The sequence below is a fragment of the Pseudomonas sp. FeS53a genome, from assembly GCF_000931385.1.
GTDB classification, from domain to species: Bacteria; Pseudomonadota; Gammaproteobacteria; order Pseudomonadales; family Pseudomonadaceae; genus Metapseudomonas; species Metapseudomonas otitidis.
Genome location: NZ_JYFT01000011.1, coordinates 42,320 through 60,667, shown reverse-complemented (window position 1 = coordinate 60,667; position 18,348 = coordinate 42,320). Strand labels below are relative to the sequence as shown.

The 18,348-nt window shown below is 65.0% G+C and carries 16 protein-coding genes; 8 read left to right on the top strand and 8 right to left on the bottom strand.

Annotation, left to right across the window (positions count from 1 at the left end; translation table 11 throughout):
- Nucleotides 1–276 precede the first annotated feature (276 nt).
- The 8 genes from acnB to SZ55_RS03915 all read left to right on the top strand — a co-directional run bounded on the left by acnB (nt 277) and on the right by SZ55_RS03915 (nt 9,870).
- Nucleotides 277–2,886, top strand: a complete 2,610-nt coding sequence (gene acnB, locus SZ55_RS03950) for a bifunctional aconitate hydratase 2/2-methylisocitrate dehydratase (RefSeq protein ID WP_044401671.1) — start codon at nt 277–279, stop codon at nt 2,884–2,886.
- Between the two features lie 158 nt (nt 2,887–3,044).
- Complete coding sequence (locus SZ55_RS03945) at nt 3,045–3,254, top strand: YgdI/YgdR family lipoprotein (protein WP_044401668.1); 210 nt, start codon at nt 3,045–3,047, stop codon at nt 3,252–3,254.
- 157 nt (nt 3,255–3,411) lie between these two features.
- Nucleotides 3,412–4,767 (top strand): pyridoxal phosphate-dependent decarboxylase family protein, encoded by a 1,356-nt coding sequence (locus SZ55_RS03940; RefSeq protein WP_044401665.1) that lies wholly within the window; start codon nt 3,412–3,414, stop codon nt 4,765–4,767.
- Between the two features lie 172 nt (nt 4,768–4,939).
- A complete protein-coding gene (locus tag SZ55_RS03935) occupies nt 4,940–6,043 on the top strand; it encodes a polysaccharide lyase family 7 protein (RefSeq protein ID WP_052807515.1) in 1,104 nt (367 codons plus the stop codon).
- 291 nt (nt 6,044–6,334) lie between these two features.
- Complete coding sequence (alaC, locus tag SZ55_RS03930; protein WP_044401662.1) at nt 6,335–7,564, top strand: alanine transaminase; 1,230 nt, start codon at nt 6,335–6,337, stop codon at nt 7,562–7,564.
- 110 nt (nt 7,565–7,674) lie between these two features.
- Complete coding sequence (locus SZ55_RS03925; RefSeq protein ID WP_044401659.1) at nt 7,675–8,562, top strand: alpha/beta hydrolase fold domain-containing protein; 888 nt, start codon at nt 7,675–7,677, stop codon at nt 8,560–8,562.
- 94 nt (nt 8,563–8,656) lie between these two features.
- A complete protein-coding gene (locus tag SZ55_RS03920) occupies nt 8,657–9,343 on the top strand; it encodes a polysaccharide lyase family 7 protein (RefSeq protein WP_044401656.1) in 687 nt (228 codons plus the stop codon).
- An 83-nt stretch (nt 9,344–9,426) separates the two neighbouring features.
- The gene (locus SZ55_RS03915) at nt 9,427–9,870 is read left to right on the top strand and encodes a thioesterase family protein (RefSeq protein WP_044401653.1); all 444 of its coding nucleotides are present in this window, start codon (nt 9,427–9,429) and stop codon (nt 9,868–9,870) included.
- Nucleotides 9,871–10,165: 295 nt separating this feature from the next.
- Here the strand turns inward: SZ55_RS03915 and SZ55_RS03910 are convergent, their stop codons facing one another.
- From SZ55_RS03910 to ppsA, 8 genes are all read right to left on the bottom strand, one after another.
- Nucleotides 10,166–11,212 carry an OmpA family protein gene (locus SZ55_RS03910; protein ID WP_044401650.1) on the bottom strand — a complete coding sequence of 349 codons (1,047 nt, stop codon included), beginning with the start codon at nt 11,210–11,212 and terminating at the stop codon, nt 10,166–10,168.
- 108 nt (nt 11,213–11,320) lie between these two features.
- The gene (gene sigX, locus SZ55_RS03905; protein WP_044401647.1) at nt 11,321–11,911 is read right to left on the bottom strand and encodes an RNA polymerase sigma factor SigX; all 591 of its coding nucleotides are present in this window, start codon (nt 11,909–11,911) and stop codon (nt 11,321–11,323) included.
- Nucleotides 11,912–11,998: 87 nt separating this feature from the next.
- Nucleotides 11,999–12,823: a mechanosensitive ion channel family protein gene (locus SZ55_RS03900; protein WP_044401644.1), complete on the bottom strand. Its 825-nt coding sequence runs from the start codon at nt 12,821–12,823 to the stop codon at nt 11,999–12,001.
- A 2-nt stretch (nt 12,824–12,825) separates the two neighbouring features.
- Complete coding sequence (locus tag SZ55_RS03895) at nt 12,826–13,071, bottom strand: hypothetical protein (RefSeq protein WP_044401640.1); 246 nt, start codon at nt 13,069–13,071, stop codon at nt 12,826–12,828.
- A 55-nt stretch (nt 13,072–13,126) separates the two neighbouring features.
- The gene (locus SZ55_RS03890; RefSeq protein WP_044401637.1) at nt 13,127–14,122 is read right to left on the bottom strand and encodes a zinc transporter ZntB; all 996 of its coding nucleotides are present in this window, start codon (nt 14,120–14,122) and stop codon (nt 13,127–13,129) included.
- A gap of 19 nt (nt 14,123–14,141) precedes the next feature.
- On the bottom strand, nt 14,142–14,630 hold the full coding sequence (gene rraA, locus SZ55_RS03885; RefSeq protein WP_044401634.1) for a ribonuclease E activity regulator RraA: 489 nt from the start codon (nt 14,628–14,630) through the stop codon (nt 14,142–14,144).
- A gap of 258 nt (nt 14,631–14,888) precedes the next feature.
- Nucleotides 14,889–15,869: an alpha/beta fold hydrolase gene (locus SZ55_RS03880; protein ID WP_044401631.1), complete on the bottom strand. Its 981-nt coding sequence runs from the start codon at nt 15,867–15,869 to the stop codon at nt 14,889–14,891.
- Nucleotides 15,870–15,932: 63 nt separating this feature from the next.
- Entirely contained in the window at nt 15,933–18,302 is a 2,370-nt protein-coding gene (gene ppsA, locus SZ55_RS03875) for a phosphoenolpyruvate synthase (RefSeq protein WP_044401628.1), read from the bottom strand.
- Nucleotides 18,303–18,348 lie beyond the last annotated feature (46 nt).

Here is an 18,348-nt window from a genome sequence, read left to right as displayed (position 1 = left end):
TTTAGGCGCCAAATCCGTTGGAAGCTGTTTTCAAAGCGTCACGAGCACAGTCGATCCGGCAGGAAATCTTGGCGCTGGGTTCTCCTCTCCCGATGAGACCCAACGCCAGCCCTCATCAGGCTCTTCCTTCCGGCGTAAAACTTTGAAAGCAGCTTCTGGATGGAACCATCGAAACACTGGCCAGGCGGCCCAAAAAGCCGCGCGGCGCATGTGTTCGGTGGAATCCTGGATGAGCGTCCCGAACCAAGACTAGGGACCACTGATGAGGGTAAAACTGTGCTTGAAGCCTATCGCAAACACGTAGAAGAGCGTGCCGCCCAGGGGGTCGTACCCCAGCCGCTGAACGCCGAACAGACCGCAGGCCTGGTCGAGCTGCTGAAGAACCCGCCCGCTGGCGAAGAAGAATTCCTCGTCGACCTGATCACCAATCGCGTTCCCCCGGGCGTTGACGAAGCCGCCTACGTCAAGGCCGGCTTCCTGTCCGCCGTCGCCAAGGGCGAAGCCACCTCCCCGCTGATCTCCAAGGCTCGCGCCGTCGAGCTGCTGGGCACCATGCAGGGCGGCTACAACATCGCCACCCTGGTGGAGCTGCTGGACAGCGCCGAGCTGGCCGAAGTCGCCGCCGCGCAGCTGAAGCACACCCTGCTGATGTTCGACGCCTTCCACGACGTCGCCGAACGCGCCAAAAAAGGTAACGCCGCCGCCAAGGCCGTGCTGCAGTCCTGGGCCGATGGCGAGTGGTTCAAGGCCCGCCCGGCCGTTGCCGAGAAGCTGACCCTGACCGTGTTCAAGGTCCCCGGCGAAACCAACACCGACGACCTGTCCCCCGCTCCGGACGCCTGGTCGCGCCCCGACATCCCGCTGCACGCCCTGGCCATGCTGAAAATGGCCCGCGACGGCATCGAGCCGGTACAACCCGGCTCCGTCGGCCCGCTGAAGCAGATCGAAGCCGTCAAGGCCAAGGGCTTCCCGGTTGCCTACGTCGGTGACGTGGTCGGTACCGGTTCCTCCCGCAAGTCCGCCACCAACTCGGTGCTGTGGTTCTTCGGCGACGACATCCCCTACGTACCGAACAAGCGCGCAGGCGGCTTCTGCTTCGGCACCAAGATCGCCCCGATCTTCTACAACACCATGGAAGACGCCGGCGCCCTGCCGATCGAATTCGACTGCACCAACCTGGCCATGGGCGACGTCATCGACGTGTACCCGTACGAAGGCAAGGTCGTGCGTCATGACAGCGGCGAAGTGGTCACCACCTTCGAACTGAAGACCCCGGTCCTGCTGGACGAAGTCCGCGCCGGCGGCCGTATCCCGCTGATCGTGGGCCGTGGCCTGACCGAGAAGGCACGCGCCGAACTGGGCCTGCCCGCATCCGACCTGTTCAAGAAGCCGGAAGCCCCCGCCGACAGCGGCAAGGGCTTCACCCTGGCGCAGAAGATGGTCGGTCGCGCCTGTGGCCTGCCGGAAGGCAAGGGCGTCCGTCCGGGCACCTACTGCGAACCGAAGATGACCACCGTCGGCTCCCAGGACACCACTGGCCCGATGACCCGTGACGAGCTGAAGGACCTGGCCTGCCTGGGCTTCTCCGCCGACCTGGTGATGCAGTCCTTCTGCCACACCGCGGCCTATCCGAAGCCCATCGACGTCAAGACCCACCACACCCTGCCGGACTTCATCATGACCCGCGGCGGTGTTTCCCTGCGTCCGGGCGACGGCATCATCCACAGCTGGCTGAACCGCATGCTGCTGCCTGACACCGTCGGCACCGGTGGCGACTCCCACACCCGCTTCCCGATCGGCATCTCCTTCCCGGCCGGTTCCGGCCTGGTGGCCTTCGCCGCCGCCACCGGCGTCATGCCGCTGGACATGCCCGAATCCGTGCTGGTGCGCTTCAAGGGCAAGATGCAGCCCGGTATCACCCTGCGTGACCTGGTGCATGCCATCCCCTACTACGCCATCCAGGCTGGTCTGCTGACCGTCGAGAAGAAAGGCAAGAAGAACATCTTCTCCGGCCGCATCCTCGAGATCGAAGGCCTGAACGACCTGACCGTCGAGCAAGCCTTCGAGCTGTCCGACGCCTCTGCCGAGCGTTCCGCTGCGGGCTGCACCATCAAGCTGCCGGAGAAAGCCATCGCCGAATACCTGCAGTCCAACATCACCCTGCTGCGCTGGATGATCGGCGAAGGCTACGGCGATGCCCGCACCCTGGAGCGTCGCGCCCAGGCGATGGAAGCCTGGCTGGCCAAGCCGGAGCTGCTGGAAGCCGACAAGGACGCCGAGTACGCCGCCGTCATCGAGATCGACCTGGCCGACGTCAAGGAGCCCGTGCTCTGCGCCCCGAACGACCCGGACGACGCTCGCCTGCTGTCCAGCGTCCAGGGCCGCAAGATCGATGAAGTGTTCATCGGTTCCTGCATGACCAACATCGGTCACTTCCGCGCCGCCGGCAAACTGCTGGACAAGGTCAAGGGTGGCATTCCGACCCGTCTGTGGCTGGCCCCGCCGACCAAGATGGACGCCCACCAGCTGACCGAAGAAGGCTACTACGGCATCTACGGCAAGGCTGGCGCGCGCATGGAAATGCCGGGCTGCTCGCTGTGCATGGGTAACCAGGCTCGCGTCCAGACCGGTTCGACCGTGGTCTCCACCTCGACCCGTAACTTCCCGAACCGTCTGGGCGATGCCACCGACGTGTTCCTGGCATCTGCCGAGCTGGCCGCTGTCGCTTCGATCATCGGCAAGCTGCCGACCGTCGAGGAGTACATGGCCTATGCGAAGGACATCGACAGCATGTCTGCCGATATCTACCGCTACCTGAGCTTCGACCAGATCGCCGAGTTCCGCGAAGCTGCAGCCAACGCCAAGATCCCGGTCATCCAGGCCTGATCCACGCGTTGTTGAAAGAGCCCCGCCCCGTGCGGGGCTTTTTCTTGGGCGCAGATTTTTCCTGAACTCCCCGGCGCAGGCGACGGCCCAAATGCCTGAACGCCCGCACTGGCCATCAGCCATGGCGAAGCGACAACCACCGGAACAGGAGAATCCCCATGAAACGCTGGCCCCTCATCCTCGTCTGCCTGCTGGGCCTGGCAGGCTGCTCCAGCGAGTACCTCGTCCAGACCACCGACGGGCAGATGCTCACCAGTGACGGCAAACCGGAGCTGGACGCCGACACCGGCATGCTCGAATTCGAAGACAGCGAAGGCCGTGAGCAGCGCATTCCCGAAAGCCAGGTGAAGCAGGTAATGCCCCGCTGATCAGGACGGCGAGGCAACTGTACGGGTCAGAACCCTCGCTGTTGCAGCGGCCTCGCCCTCCCCGCCCCCAGCTGTACAGCCATCTCGGGCTCGAGCTGTACCTGCTGCGAACCCGCACCTCGCGCTAAGGTGGCCCTCTTCCCACGCCGAGGCCGCCATGGACACCGAACGCCAACTCCTCGAAGACGCCGACCGCCGCGCCCTCGCCTACCTCGACGGCATCCCCGGGCGGCGCGTCTTCCCCACGCCCGACGCCATCGCCGCACTGGCCGGCTTCGAAGGCCCACTGCCGCAGCAGGGGCGTTCACCCGAAGGGGTGCTACGGCAGCTGGACGAGCTGGGCTCCCCCGCTACCACGGCCTCCAATGGTGGCCGCTACTTCGGCTTCGTCATCGGCGCCACCCTGCCGGCCGCCGCCGCTGCCGAGCGCCTGGTGCTGGCCTGGGACCAATGCGCGTCCTCCTTCGACAACTCCCCCGCCGCCGACCGCATCGAGAAGGCCGCCGCACGCTGGGTGCTGGAGAGCCTCGGCCTGCCGGCCGAGAGCGCCGTGGGCTTCGGTACTAGTGCCACCGCCTGCACCCTCGCCTGCCTCAGTGCCGCCCGCCGCACCCTGCTCGCACGCAAGGGCTGGGACTTCGACGGCGACGGCCTGATGGGCGCGCCCGAGGTGCGCGTGGTGGTCTCCGCCAGCGTGCACATCACCGTTAAGAAAGCCCTGCGCATCCTCGGCTTCGGCATCAACCGTCTGCTAGTGGCGCCCGTCGACGAGCTGGGCCGGATCGACCCGGCGCAACTGCCGCCGCTGGACGACATGACCGTCCTCTGCCTGCAGGCCGGCGAGGTCAACACCGGCGAATTCGACCCCTTCGCCGCGCTCATCCCCCGCGCCCGCGCCGCTGGCGCCTGGGTGCACGTCGACGGTGCCTTCGGCCTCTGGGCGCGGGCCAGCTCCGCCGCCGCGCTGGCCGAAGGCGTCGAGCAGGCCGACAGCTGGACCACCGACGGCCACAAGTGGCTGAACACCCCCTACGACGGCGCCATGGCCATCTGCCGGGATGCCGAGGCCCTGGCCACGGCGATGAACAGCGACGCCGCCTACGCCAGCGCCTCCCGCGATGCGCAGAAGAACCTCAACCTGGAATTCTCCCGCCGCGCCCGTGGCGTGCCCATCTGGGCAGCCCTGGCCAGCCTCGGCTGCGACGGCCTGCGCGCATTGATCGACCGCCACCTGCGCCAGGCCACATACCTCGCCGAACGCCTGCGCGACGCCGGCTACCAGGTACTCAACCGCGTGGTGCTGAACCAGGTGTTGGTGCGCGCCGACAGCGACGAGCAGACCCTGGCCATCCGCCTCGCCGCCCAGGCTACGGGCGAGGTGTGGTTCGGCCCCACGCTGTGGCAGGGGCGCCCGGCGTTCCGCCTCAGCGTCTCGTCCTGGCGCACCACAGACGCCGACATCGAACGGCTCGCCGACCTGCTGATCACTCTCAAGGCCCAGCACCCGGGTTGAGCGCGGCGTCACAGCCTGGGGCAGCGGCATCGCGCTGCAAACGAACCTTCTCCGCCCTCGCCGGGTCTGTGAAAGGCCTGCCCATCGGCAGGCCCACGAAGCCCAGGGAAGGCACGCGCGTCGAAGCAGGCGGTCTCGAGCGGGGTGCAGCCCAACGACGAGGATGCAAGGCATGCCCAGGTTCCAACCGCCCCACACCCATCTCCTGCACAACCGCCCTGCCCGCTGGCTCGGCCTGCTCGGCTGCCTGCTGCTCGGCGAAGCCCAGGCCGAGCTCTACAAGGGCGTCGCCCCGGGCGGCAACTTCGCCCTGGAGAACTGGAACATCACCGTGCCTCAGGACGCCGACGGCAACACCACCGGCAAAGCGATCACCATACGCCCGGACCAGTTGTCCGGCCCCTATGGCTACCAGTCCCGCTGGTTCCGCACCGACCCGCAGGACGGCTCGATGACCTTCTGGACACCCATCAACGGTGCTACGGCCGGCGGCTCAAGCAGCCCACGCGCCGAACTGCGCGAAATGCTCGACCCGACCAACCTGGGCGTGACCTGGAGCGGGGCTGGCGAATCGGTGCAGGACGCCCTGCTCAAGGTCATGCAAGTGCCCCGCGATGGCATCGTCATCGTCGGCCAGGTGCACGGCTACGGCAGCGCACCGCTGATCCTCCTCTACTACCGCTATGACTTCTCCAAGCAGACCGGCCGCGTCATCGCCAAGCTGCAGGGTCTGCCGGAACAGGGCCCGCCCTATACCAACCATGTGCTCGCCACGAACATCGCCCTGGGCGAGACCTTCAGCTACCAGATGAAGGTCAGCCACAACGTCGCCATGGCCTCGGCCAACGGCGGGCCGGTGGCGACCATGGCGATGGACCCGGCCTGGAACAGCGAGACCTTCTACTTCAAGGCCGGCGCCTACCTGCACATGCACGGCGACAGCGCCACCGAAGGCGCGCGGGTGAAGTTCTACCGCCTGGCCGCCAGCCACCCCAACGACGGTCTCCTGATCAACAGCCCCGCCGCCCTGCCCGAGGCCCGCGTCGGCCAGCCCTACCAGGCCCAGCTGTCCGCCACCGGCGGTCTCGGTGGCGCCACCTGGAAGCTGGTCAGCGGCCATCCACCGGCCGGCCTGACGCTGGCCGCCGACGGCCTGGTCAGCGGCACCCCGGAAGCCGGGACCGCTTCTGCTACCGCACACTGGTTCGTGGCCCAGGCGCGTGACGCCAATGGCAACACCCACCACAAAAAGTTCTCCATCCTCATCCCGCAGTAACCCTGCACGCCTAGCTCTAGCGGGGTGGACCGCGCTTCACCAGTCCACCCCACCGGCGCCCAGGTCAGCACCGCGGGTGGATACAAAGAGCGGCATCCGCCCTGCGGGAGCGGATTCATCCGCGATGCGCAACACCCTGTGGCACATACATTCGCCCCGAAGGGAAGCACCCCGCAGCGCCTCGGTTTTTTCTCGACAACGCCCCTCCGCTGCGCTTATCTTCGCCGCCAGGCCACCCATGTGGCCGACGTCGCTCGGACGGTTCCGGGCGCTTACGTATCCGAGGAAAGCATGGCTGACTCCCGTTCTCCGCGCCGTTTCGCGCGTATCGATCGTCTCCCCCCCTACGTCTTCAACATCACCGCCGAACTCAAGATGGCCGCGCGCCGTCGTGGCGAGGACATCATCGACCTGTCCATGGGCAACCCCGATGGGGCCACCCCGCCGCACATCGTCGAGAAGCTGGTGCAGGTCGCCCAGCGCGAAGACACCCACGGATACTCCACCTCCCGCGGTATTCCCCGCCTGCGCCGCGCCATCTCGCGCTGGTACAAGGACCGCTATGACGTGGAGATCGACCCCGAAAACGAAGCCATCGTCACCATCGGCTCCAAGGAAGGCCTCGCGCACCTGATGCTGGCCACCCTGGACCACGGCGACACGGTGCTGGTGCCCAACCCCAGCTACCCGATCCACATCTACGGCGCGGTGATCGCCGGCGCCCAGGTGCGCTCGGTGCCGCTGGTGCCCGGCGTGGACTTCTTCGCCGAGATGGAGCGCGCCATCCGCGAATCCATCCCCAAGCCGAAGATGATGATCATCGGCTTCCCCTCCAACCCCACTGCGCAGTGCGTGGAGCTGGACTTCTTCGAACGCGTGGTGGCCCTGGCCAAGCAGTACGACGTGCTGGTGATCCACGACCTGGCCTACGCCGACATCGTCTACGACGGCTGGAAGGCCCCGTCGATCATGCAGGTGCCCGGCGCCAAGGACATCGCGGTGGAGTTCTTCACCCTGTCCAAGAGCTACAACATGGCCGGCTGGCGCATCGGCTTCATGGTCGGCAACCCGGAGCTGGTCAGCGCCCTGGCACGGATCAAGAGCTACCACGACTACGGCACCTTCACCCCGCTGCAGGTGGCTGCCATCGCCGCGCTGGAAGGCGACCAGCAGTGCGTGCGCGACATCGCCGAGCAGTACCGCCAGCGCCGCAACATGCTGGTCAAGGGCCTGCACGAGGCCGGCTGGATGGTCGAGAACCCCAAGGCCTCGATGTACATCTGGGCGAAGATCCCCGAGCCCTACGCCCACCTCGGTTCCCTGGAATTCGCCAAGAAGCTGCTGGCCGAGGCCAAGGTGTGCGTCTCCCCCGGCATCGGCTTCGGCGAATACGGTGACGACCACGTACGCTTCGCCCTGATCGAGAACCAGGACCGCATCCGCCAGGCCATCCGTGGCATCAAGGCGATGTTCAGGGCCGATGGGTTGATCGAGGCGAAGCCTCGCAAAGCCTCCTCCTGATCGCCACACAGCGCCCCTTCGGGGCGCTGTTTCGTTGGGGCGCGGAAAAACGCAGGGATGTTCGGCGAACGGCGTATCAGGTGCACGACACTCCACTTCGGAAGCCAACCATGTCCATGACCCGCCTGCTTTGCTGCCTTGCCCTGCTGCTCGCCCTCCCCCTGCAACCCGCCTGTGCCGGCCTGCTGCAGGACCGCCGGGAAGCCCGCCAGCTGGAGCAGGCGGGAATCCGCGTCCTGCGGGATATCGCCTACGGCAACGATGAGCGGCAGCGCCTCGATGTCTACCTGCCCGCCAATCCGGGACGCGGGCCGGCGCCGGTGATCTTCATGGTCCACGGCGGAGCATGGGTCACCGGCGACAAGGACAACGGCAGCGTCGCCCTGAACAAGGCACTGCGCTGGGTGCCCCAGGGTGTGGTGCTGGTCTCGGCCAACTACCGCATGCTGCCCGACACCCCGCCCCTGGCCCAGGCCGACGACGTGGCTCGCGCCCTGGCGCATGCCCAGCAACTGGCGAGCGGATGGCAGGCGGACCCGTCGCGCTTCGTCCTGATGGGGCATTCGGCAGGGGCGCATCTGGTCGCCCTGCTGGATGCCGCGCCGGAAATCGCCACCCAGCAAGGCGCGCGTCCCTGGATCGGGACCGTTGCCCTGGACAGCGCGGCCTTCGATGTCGAAAGCATCATGCAGGCGCCCCACATGAAGCTGTACGACAAGGCGTTCGGGACCGATCCCGCCACCTGGCAGGCGGCCTCCCCGACCTTGCGACTGGAGCAACCAGGCACGCCGCTGCTGGCGGTCTGCTCCACCCGGCGCGACGACGCCTGCCCGCAAGCGCGCGGTTTCGCCACCAAGGGCCGCAGCCTGGGCAAGCGCGTCGAGGTGATGGGGGTGGACATGTCGCACCGGCAGATCAACCACGAGCTCGGCCAGGACAACGGCTACACCCGGGATGTCGAGCGCTTCCTGCGCAGTCTCGGCGTGCTGCGCCTCTGAGCAGCCGCAGTTCGTCGCAAAACCTGAACCTTGCTGAACTTCAGGCGTCACGCCGGTCCGATCTGGGGTTCCCATCCCGCATTAAGGACCGCGTGTGATCGATCTCAGCACCTGGCAACTGGACATTCCCACCCACACCTCCGCCACCGAAATCAGCACCCAGCGCCTGAACAATGGCTATGAGAGCCAGTACTTCCGACGCAACAGGGACGGCAGCGTCACCTTCTGGGTGCCCGTGACCGGGAGCCGTAGCGAAGACGCCCGGTATCCGCGCAGCGAACTGAGGGAAACCCAGGCAGATGGCACGCTGAGCTACTGGTATTACGCAAGCGCAGACAACTACCTCAGCGCCGTCCTGACCGTGCAACAGGTCCCCAGCCGCAACAAGGTGGTCATCGGGCAGATCCACAGCAAGGACGAAGCCGGCAGCGAGAACGATCCACTGCTGAAGCTGCAGTACCACTTCAAGGACGGGAATGGCCGGATCGAGGCCCTGCTGCGCAAGCGACCCGGTGATGCGGAGGTGGAGAACATCGTCCTGGCCGAACATGTCGATCTCGGCGAACGCTTCGGCTACGACCTGCGGCTTACACCGACGGGGCGCCTGGGCATCACGGTCAGCAGCAAAGGCGATGACGGCGGACTGTACCGACAACTGAGCGGCTACTGGAGCAAGCAGCAGCTGTACTTCAAGGCCGGTGCCTACATCCAGGACAACTACGGCCCGAGCAACGAAGGCGGCCGGGTCACGTTCCACTGGCTGAACAGCCTGCATCGCTGAGTCATTCACCTGGCGAATGACCAGGCGGGCCCAAGCCAGGGGCAGGTAGAATCCGCGCCTGCCCTATCCCTGAGATTTCAACGATGGCCCGCCTGACGCTGAGCTTTCCAGACGACCAGTTCTGCTACTCCACCCACCTCACCGTACGCGTCACCGACATCAACGGCGCGAACCACCTGGGCAACGACTCGATGATCTCGATGATTTCCGAGGCCCGCGCCCGCTTCCTGTACGACTACGGGATCACCGAGACGGGCGCCGACCGCGTCGGCATCATCGTCACCGACCTCGCCACCACCTACCGAGCCGAAGCCCACGCGCGGGACCAGCTGTGCTTCGAGGTGGGGGTGATGGACTTCAACCGCTACGGCGGCGACATCATCTTCCGCATCACCCGCCCCGCCGATGGAAAACTGGTGGCTATGGCCAAGTCCGGCTTCGTCTTCTTCGACTACGCGCACTCACGGGTGGTGGAAATGCCGGAGTCCTTCCGCGCAACCTTTCCGCAGGCCAACTGGCTGGACTGACGACGCACCCTTTCAGATCACTGCGCACCTTTCAAGTGCAACAACATGCCCACCTGGGAAGCACTGGCCTCTCAAAAGCCCGCAGGGCGTGCTGATACGCGAGCTGGCACGGAGCGTGCTTAAAGCTCCATACAATCTACAAGAAGCGCCCATCCTCCGAGGTGGCACTTGCCTCAAGAGGGGCAGCTTGCGTGAAGGCGTTCTGCCCAGGCGGAACGCCTTTTTTATTTGGCGCAGTTTTCCCCAGGCAAAGAAAAACCCGGCCTAGGCCGGGTTTTCCTGAAGCTCAGACCAATTACTTGGCTTGGGCTTCTACTTCAGCTTCTACGCGACGGTTAACAGCGCGGCCAGCTTCGGTGGCGTTGTCGGCAACCGGGCGGGACTCACCATAACCAACGGCGTTGACGCGGTCAGCACCTACACCGTACTGGTTGACCAGCACTTCACGAACGGCGTTGGCACGGCGCTCGGACAGCTTCTGGTTGTAGGCGTCGGTACCAACGGAGTCGGTGTGGCCTTCAACGGTGGTGGTGGTGGCCGGGTACTGCTTCATGAAGTCAGCCAGGTTCTTGATGTCGCCGTAGCTTTCTTCCTTGACCTTGGACTTGTCGAAGTCGAACTTCACGTCCAGCTCAACACGGACCACTTCGGCAACGGCCGGGCAGCCATCGGCGTCAACGGTGACGTTGGCCGGGGTGTTCGGGCACTTGTCGACGTTGTCGCAGACGCCATCGTTGTCGCTGTCGGAGCAGACTTCGGCAACCGGAGCCGGAGCCGGCTGTGCAGCAGGCTTGGAGCCACCACCGAAGTTCACGCCAACACCTACGCCGGCAGCCCATTCGGCTTCGTTGGCGTCGATGTTGTACATGCCGTCCAGACCAGCCTTGGCGTAGAAGTTCTCGGTGAAGTAGTACTTCACGCCGGTGCCGATGTTGGCGAAGGTGCTGTGGTCACGACCGGTACGAGCCGGAACGTTGCTGATGTTCTGGTGGGCGAGACCAGCGGACACGTACGGGCGCAGACCTACACCGGGAGTGCCGAAGTGGTAGATCGCATCCAGACCAGCCTGGTTGCCTTTGATGTTCTTGTTACCAGTGTCGTTTTCCGAACGAATGTCGTGAAACTCGCCGTAGGACAGAGCCAGTTCGACGTCGTCGGTCAGGTAGTAACCAACCGAGCCGCCCAGCAGGTTGCCGTTGGACAGATCACGCGAGCTATCGGTGAAGTAGCGCTTGCCGAAAGCCTCCACCTCGACAGCGCCTTGGCCTTGCGCCAGCGCGTTCAGAGAAAATGCGGCAACGAGAGAGCCAACGGCTACGCCTAAGGTGTTTTTCAGTTTCATCCGTAAATCCCCATCTTGGTTGTCAGTAAGTTGTCGAACAATCTCAATGGACAACTTGGTCCGCAAGTTTACCAGAACTCGCTGCTCTTAGAGATTGATTTTGCCCAACTAAGTTTCGGCCGATCCTGAAAATTTTTCGCGCAAGCGATCCAGAGCGCGCTTGTACCTCATCTTGGTCGCGCTCAGGCCCATATGCATGATGTCGGCGATTTCCTGGAACTCCAGTTCCGCAACAAAACGCAATACGAGGATTTCACGATCGATCGGGTTCACATGCACCAGCCAGCGCTCGAGCCCGCCACGCTCCTCGATCTTCGGGGCCTTCTCATCGGAGGCCTCCTCGAGCGGATCGAGACTCAGGGCATCGAGCAAGCGACGCTTGCGTCGCTCTTTGCGGTACTGGGTAATGCATTCGTTGTACGTGATGCTGTAGAGCCAGGTCTTGAACTTGGATTTACCCTCGAAGTTCTTGAGGCCATATAGCACTTTGAGCATCACCTCCTGACAGACATCGTCAGCGTCTCGTTCGTTCCCCAAATATCTCGCGCACACATTGAAGAGGGTCCGCTGGTAGCGGCGCATCAGCTCCTCGTAGGCGCGAGTGACATGGAACAGCTCGACATGCGCACGCTCCACCAGCTCTTCGTCGGAGAGTTCGTGAGGGTCATAGCGCAGGGACAGCGATTGGGGTTTGTTCAAAACAGGTCGGGCCGGCAATGATCGGGAGCCGCCGGAGTGCGTGGGCGCTGATCCGGCGGCCAATATTAGCAGGGATGGCGCTTCGTGTTAGCGGCTCGTTACCCGCTGGTCGAGAAGCGTCCGGTTGGCCACCGATACCAGATCCCCCTCATCGGTGAGCAGGATGGTCTTCACGGTGCCGATCTCCTCGATCTGCCCTTCGATGTCCCCGACCTTGACCTCCTGGCCGACCTGGTAGAGCTCGCGCACATAAATCCCGGCGATGATCTGCGCGGCGATGTCACGGCTGCCGAGACCCAGGGCCAGAGCGGCCGCCAGGCCAATGGAGATCAACGCGATGGCGATGACGTTGTTCAGCAGGTCGGTCTTGACCTCCAGCTGGCCGATGGCCACGGAGATGCTGATGAGGATGACCAGGCCTTGGGCGATGCGCCCCAGGCCATGGGCGTAGTCCAGGCCCACGCCTTCCGCCGCGCCACGGACGATCCCGCTGAGCAGTTGCGCCAGCAGCACGCCGGCCAGCAGCACCAGGGCAGCGCCCAGCACCTTGGGCAGGTAGAGCGCGAGCATGTCCAGGGTCGCCGAGACGCGATCAAGGCCCAGGGACTCGGCAGCGGACACCAGGAAGATGAGCAGGACGAACCAGTAGACGATCTTGCCGATCAGCGACGAAACCGGCACCTGGATGCCGACGCGGCCGAGCATCTTGGTCAGGCCGGTCCCGGCCATCAGGCGATCCAATCCCAGCTTGGCCAGTAGCTTGGAGAGCAGGGTATCCAGCAGCTTGGCGACGACGAAGCCAACCAGAACCACCACCAGCGCGCCGAAGAAGCGCGGAATGAAGCCGGCGACCGGTGTCCACACCGTGGTCATGGCGTTAACGATACCTTGGGTCCAGGGGTCGAATTCCATCTTCATTCAGCCTTGTCAGCAGAGCGTTTCGAGGAGGGGCGGCGAGATACGGGCGCCACATGCGCCGAGCCGTTGTTCAGGGCGATCATCAGGGCTTCGGCCCAGTGGCCGAGCAGGCAGAAGAGGTCGCCCACGCCAACTTGCCGGTTCGCGGTCTTGAGGACGCGACCGAGCGCCGCGCTGTCGTCATGGTCGGACGGCGCGTTGCGGAGCATGTCCCGCAGGGATTCTTCGAAGGGATCGTGCATTCGCACCTCTCGTGGGTATGTCGGCTAGACGCGGCAGGCTGGGGATGGGTCACATTCAAAGCCAGCGCAGCCGACGGAAGAGCCACCACTGGAAGGCGGCCACCCCGAGGAGGAGCAGGCACACGATGGGGAAGCCGTAGGACGCGTCGGCGCCCGGCAGCCCACCCACGTTGATGCCCAGGAGCCCGGTGATGAAGCTCATGGGCAGGAAGAAGCCGGTGATGATGCCCAGCAGGTACATGGTGCGCGTCATCCGCTCGCTCATCCGGCGGTTCTCGGACTCCAGCACCAGGGCGACCCGTTCGCGGATCATCTCCAGCTCTTCGAGGTAGCGGGTCAGGCGGTTGTTCAGCTCGTTCCAGTAGTCCGCATCGTCGGACGCGAACCAGCCGAGGCGATTGCGCACCAGCTGGCCATAGATGTCCCGCTGCGGGGAGAGGAAGCGGCGCAAGGCCGCCGCCCGCCGGCGGATCTGCAGCATCAGGTCATGATCGGGGTTGTAGCGCTCGTTGGCGTCGAGCTGCTCCTCCTGCTCATCGACCGCATCCCCCAGGTGGGCGATCAGCGCATCCACCTTGCTGGTCAGGTGCTCGGCAAGGTAGAGCAACACCTCGGATGCACTGCGCGGCCCGGTACCGGCGCGCCACTGCTGGATCAGCTCATCGGTGGCGTGGAGGGGACGCAAGCGCAGGGAAATCACGCGACGCGCATCGGCAAAGATGCGCACCGCCACCATGTCTTCCGGCTGGGCTCCAGGATTGAGGTTGACTCCGCGAAGGAACAGCAGCAATTGCTCATCCGGCAGGGTTACCAGGCGCGGACGGGTGCTCTCTTCCAGCAACAGGTCACAGGCGAACTCCCCCAGCCCACTGCGCTCGCGCAGCCACAGGCGGGCCAGGGGATGCCCCCGGTCCCAGTGCAGCCAGAGGCTTTCATGCGCGCCGAGCTGGAGCCCATCCAGCTCGGCGCGACTGATGGCGCGTGCGCCACCCTGCCCGTCGAGCACGAATGCATGGACCAGGCCCGCGCCGGGGTTCTGCTCACCTGTCATCCTCGCGCCACCTGCCCGGTTACTCGGGCATCTTCAGCGGTTCGGGGGACACGATGATGCCGTTGTTGTCGGCATACAGGTACTGCCCCGGGCGGAAGGTCACGCCACCAAAGGTGACCGCCACATTCAGGTCGCCGACGCCGCGCTTGTCGGTCTTCATCGGGTGGCTGGCCAGCGCCTGGACACCCAGGTCGGTCTGGGCGATCACGTCTACATCACGGATGCAGCCGTACACCACGATGCCTTCCCAGCCATTCTTCGCGGCCTTCTCGGCGAGCATGTCGCCCAGCAGCGCGCGGCGCAGGGAGCCACCACCGTCCACTACCAGGACCTTGCCCTGGCCGGGCTGGTCGACCTGCTCCTTGACCACCGAGTTGTCCTCGAAGCACTTGATGGTGACGATTTCGCCGCCGAAGGAATCGCGACCGCCGAAGTTGCTGAACATCGGCTCGACGACCTGTACCAGGTCAGGGTAGGCATCGCACAGATCAGGGGTGACGTATTGCATGGCGTGGCTCCTTGCGGGTCTAGAGATCGGGGCCGTCACGTTCACCGTCCTGGCAGCGGAAAGCGGTGCGCAGCGCATGCACCAGCGCATTCCAGGTCGAAGGCGATCCCGTGGCGGGAACAGCGCAGCACCCTACCGACGAGGCGAGCGCCGCGCAAGGGCGCAGCACCGCCGTTACGGCGTCTTTCCGGGGCGTTGGCCAGCGGTTCAGCGACAATCAATTGCAATCGGTTTCATATAGCCGAAGAAATTCCACGCTCAGGCGGGCACAGCCTGACCTGGCAGCGCTGGCAGGCTGCGATGCAAGAGCCAGTGCTCGACGAGCGGCCAGACCTCCTGCTGCGCCGACTTGCTCACCAGCATCTCCACATGGCCGTAGTCCTCGGCGAAGCCGGCCTCGCGGGACAGGCAAAGGAACTCACGGACCTCGCTGCCAAACTGGTCGAGCAGCTTCCGGCAGGCCCACGCCGGGTCCTGGTGGTCCCCGGCCGAGCCCACGGCCAGCACCGGGATGCGGACATCCGCCAGCCCCTTCCACCAATCCCGCTCGGCATCACCGAAGCGGCCGAACAGGCCGTGCCAGCGGAGATTCTCCAGCCCGACGCCGATGGGCTCATCCTCGGGCCCGCGCTTGAGACCGGAACCGGAGAGCACCTCGAAGCGCTTGAGCAGGAAACGCCCCAGCCACTCCACCGGCGGAACCTTGAGGGGCCAGTAGACCCGGCTGATCTGGCTGCCGAACAGGGCAGCGGACGCCGCAGTCTCCTCGTCGAGGTAGCCACCTCCCAGCGCAGCAGCCAGGGTCACTCCGCCCAGGGAATGGCCCACCCAATGGGCGGGCGATCCGGACTGCTCGCGCACGAAGGCGCCAATGGCCGGCAAGTCGTAGCGAGCGTAGTCGGCCACCCGGTTGTGTCGGTAGGCCTGGTTGCGAGGGGAAAGACCGTGGCCGCGCATCTCGACGATCCACACATCGAAACCCGCCCTGGCCAGGAAAGGCCCAAGACCCAGGCCACGCGGTGAATACCAGAAGCGACGATTGGAGAAGCTGCCGTGCACCAGCACCACGGGGGCTCCGCGCTGCCCTTCACGCCCGTACAGGCCCAGGCGCGTGACCACCAGCTCGACGCTGGGATCAGGGCTGTTGCCGGGCTTGAGGCGATAGAGATCTTCCGTGAGGTCCCCACGGAGTTCGGCGCCTACCAGGGCCACCGGAAAAAGAAGACTGCTGCTTTGCATGAAAACTACTTGCACGAAAAAGGGCGGGTGATGACCCGCCCTCTTTCCGGTTGCCGTTCGGGATCAGGCTTGGCCTTCGGCCAGGAAGAACCAGGTGTCGAGCACGGAGTCGGGGTTGAGGGAGACGCTCTCGATGCCCTGCTCCATCAGCCACTTGGCCAGGTCCGGGTGGTCCGACGGGCCCTGACCACAGATGCCGATGTACTTGCCCGCCTTGTTGCACGCGGCGATGGCGTTGGACAGGAGCTTCTTCACCGCCGGGTTACGTTCGTCGAACAGGTGGGCAATGATGCCGGAATCGCGGTCCAGGCCCAGGGTCAGCTGGGTCATGTCGTTGGAGCCGATGGAGAAGCCATCGAAGAACTCCAGGAACTCCTCGGCCAGCAGGGCATTGGACGGCAGTTCGCACATCATGATGATGCGCAGGCCGTTCTCACCGCGCTTGAGGCCGTAGTGGGCCAGCAGGTCGATCACCTGGCTCGCCTCGCCCAGGGTACGGACGAAGGGCACCATGATCTCGACGTTGGTCAGGCCCATCTCGTTGCGCACCTTCTTCAGCGCGCGGCATTCCAGCTCGAAGCAATCACGGAACGACTCGCTGATGTAGCGGGAGGCGCCACGGAAGCCCAGCATGGGGTTCTCTTCCTCGGGCTCGTACAGCTTGCCGCCGATCAGGTTGGCGTATTCGTTGGACTTGAAGTCCGACAGGCGGACGATGACCTTCTTCGGCCAGAAGGCCGCAGCCAGGGTGCTGATGCCTTCGACCAGTTTCTCGACGTAGAAGCCGACCGGATCGTCGTAGCCGGCGATGCGCTTCTCGACGCTTTCCTTGATCTCCGGCGGCAGGCCGGCGAAGTTCAGCAGCGCCTTGGGGTGCACGCCGATCATGCGGTTGATGATGAACTCCAGGCGGGCCAGGCCCACGCCCTCGTTCGGCAACTGCGCGAAGTCGAAGGCGCGGTCGGGGTTGCCGACGTTCATCATGATCTTGAACGGCAGCTCCGGCATGGCATCGACGGAGTTCTTGCGCACGTCGAAGCCCAGCTGGCCTTCGAAGATGAAGCCAGTGTCGCCCTCGGCGCAGGAAACGGTCACGCCCTGGCCATCCTTGAGCACCTGGGTGGCGTTGCCGCAGCCCACGACAGCCGGGATGCCCAGCTCACGGGCGATGATCGCGGCGTGGCAGGTACGGCCGCCACGGTTGGTGACGATGGCGCTGGCGCGCTTCATCACCGGCTCCCAGTCCGGGTCGGTCATGTCGGAGACCAGCACGTCGCCCGGCTGGACCTTGTCCATCTCGGAAACGTCGTGGATCACCTTCACCGGGCCGGCGCCGATGCGCTGGCCGATGGCGCGGCCTTCCACCAGGACGGTGCCCTTCTCCTTCAGCAGGTAGCGCTCCATCACGGTGGCGCTGGCACGGCTCTTAACGGTCTCGGGGCGGGCCTGCACGATGTACAGCTTGCCGTCGTCACCGTCCTTGGCCCATTCGATGTCCATCGGACGGCCGTAGTGCTTCTCGATGATCATGGCCTGCTTGGCCAGCTCGGTGACTTCGGCATCGGTGATGCAGAAGCGGGCACGGTCGGCGCGGTCCACGTCGACGGTCTTCACCGACTTGCCGGCCTTGGCTTCGTCGCCGTAGACCATCTTGATCGCCTTGCTGCCCAGGTTGCGACGCAGGATCGCGGGGCGGCCGGCTTCCAGGGTGTGCTTGTGCACGTAGAACTCGTCGGGGTTCACCGCGCCCTGCACCACGGTCTCGCCGAGACCGTAGGCGCCGGTGATGAACACCACGTCACGGAAGCCGGACTCGGTGTCCAGGGTGAACATCACCCCGGCAGTGCCGGTTTCCGAACGCACCATGCGCTGCACACCGGCGGACAGGGCGACCAGCTTGTGGTCGAAGCCCTGGTGCACGCGGTAGGCGATGGCACGGTCATTGAAGAGGGAGGCGAAGACTTCCTTGGCGGCACGGATCACGTTGTCCACGCCACGGATGTTGAGGAAGGTCTCCTGCTGGCCGGCAAAGGAGGCGTCCGGCAGGTCTTCGGCGGTGGCGGAGGAGCGCACGGCGACGGCCATGTTCTCGTTGCCAGCGGCCATTTCCGCGAACGCCGCACGGATTTCGGCGTCCAGGCGCGCCGGGAACTCGGCATCCATGACCCACTGGCGAATCTCGGCACCGGTCTTGGCCAGCGCGTTGACGTCGTCCACGTCGAGCTTGTCCAGCGCATCGTGGATGCGATCGTTCAGGCCGCTCTGCTCGAGGAAGTCACGGTAGGCCTGGGCAGTCGTGGCGAAACCACCGGGAACGGAAACCCCAGCGCCCGCCAGATTGCTGATCATCTCGCCCAGGGATGCGTTCTTGCCCCCCACATGCTCAACATCGTGGACGCCGAGCTTATCGAGGGAAACTACGTACTCTACCAAGGTGATCTCTCCACTATCTGTTGGAATAGCTGGGCGGAGCGGTTCC

Excerpts from the sequence above, each read along its gene's own strand:
- SZ55_RS03945 (WP_044401668.1), top strand. The coding sequence starts at position 3,045 with ATGAAACGCTGGCCCCTCATCCTCGTCTGCCTGCTGGGCCTGGCAGGC.
- SZ55_RS03940 (WP_044401665.1), top strand. The coding sequence starts at position 3,412 with ATGGACACCGAACGCCAACTCCTCGAAGACGCCGACCGCCGCGCCCTC.
- SZ55_RS03935 (WP_052807515.1), top strand. The coding sequence starts at position 4,940 with ATGCCCAGGTTCCAACCGCCCCACACCCATCTCCTGCACAACCGCCCT.
- alaC (WP_044401662.1), top strand. The coding sequence starts at position 6,335 with ATGGCTGACTCCCGTTCTCCGCGCCGTTTCGCGCGTATCGATCGTCTC.
- SZ55_RS03925 (WP_044401659.1), top strand. The coding sequence starts at position 7,675 with ATGTCCATGACCCGCCTGCTTTGCTGCCTTGCCCTGCTGCTCGCCCTC.
- SZ55_RS03915 (WP_044401653.1), top strand. The coding sequence starts at position 9,427 with ATGGCCCGCCTGACGCTGAGCTTTCCAGACGACCAGTTCTGCTACTCC.
- SZ55_RS03910 (WP_044401650.1), bottom strand. The coding sequence starts at position 11,212 with ATGAAACTGAAAAACACCTTAGGCGTAGCCGTTGGCTCTCTCGTTGCC.
- SZ55_RS03900 (WP_044401644.1), bottom strand. The coding sequence starts at position 12,823 with ATGGAATTCGACCCCTGGACCCAAGGTATCGTTAACGCCATGACCACG.
- SZ55_RS03895 (WP_044401640.1), bottom strand. The coding sequence starts at position 13,071 with ATGCACGATCCCTTCGAAGAATCCCTGCGGGACATGCTCCGCAACGCG.
- SZ55_RS03890 (WP_044401637.1), bottom strand. The coding sequence starts at position 14,122 with ATGACAGGTGAGCAGAACCCCGGCGCGGGCCTGGTCCATGCATTCGTG.
- rraA (WP_044401634.1), bottom strand. The coding sequence starts at position 14,630 with ATGCAATACGTCACCCCTGATCTGTGCGATGCCTACCCTGACCTGGTA.
- SZ55_RS03880 (WP_044401631.1), bottom strand. The coding sequence starts at position 15,869 with ATGCAAAGCAGCAGTCTTCTTTTTCCGGTGGCCCTGGTAGGCGCCGAA.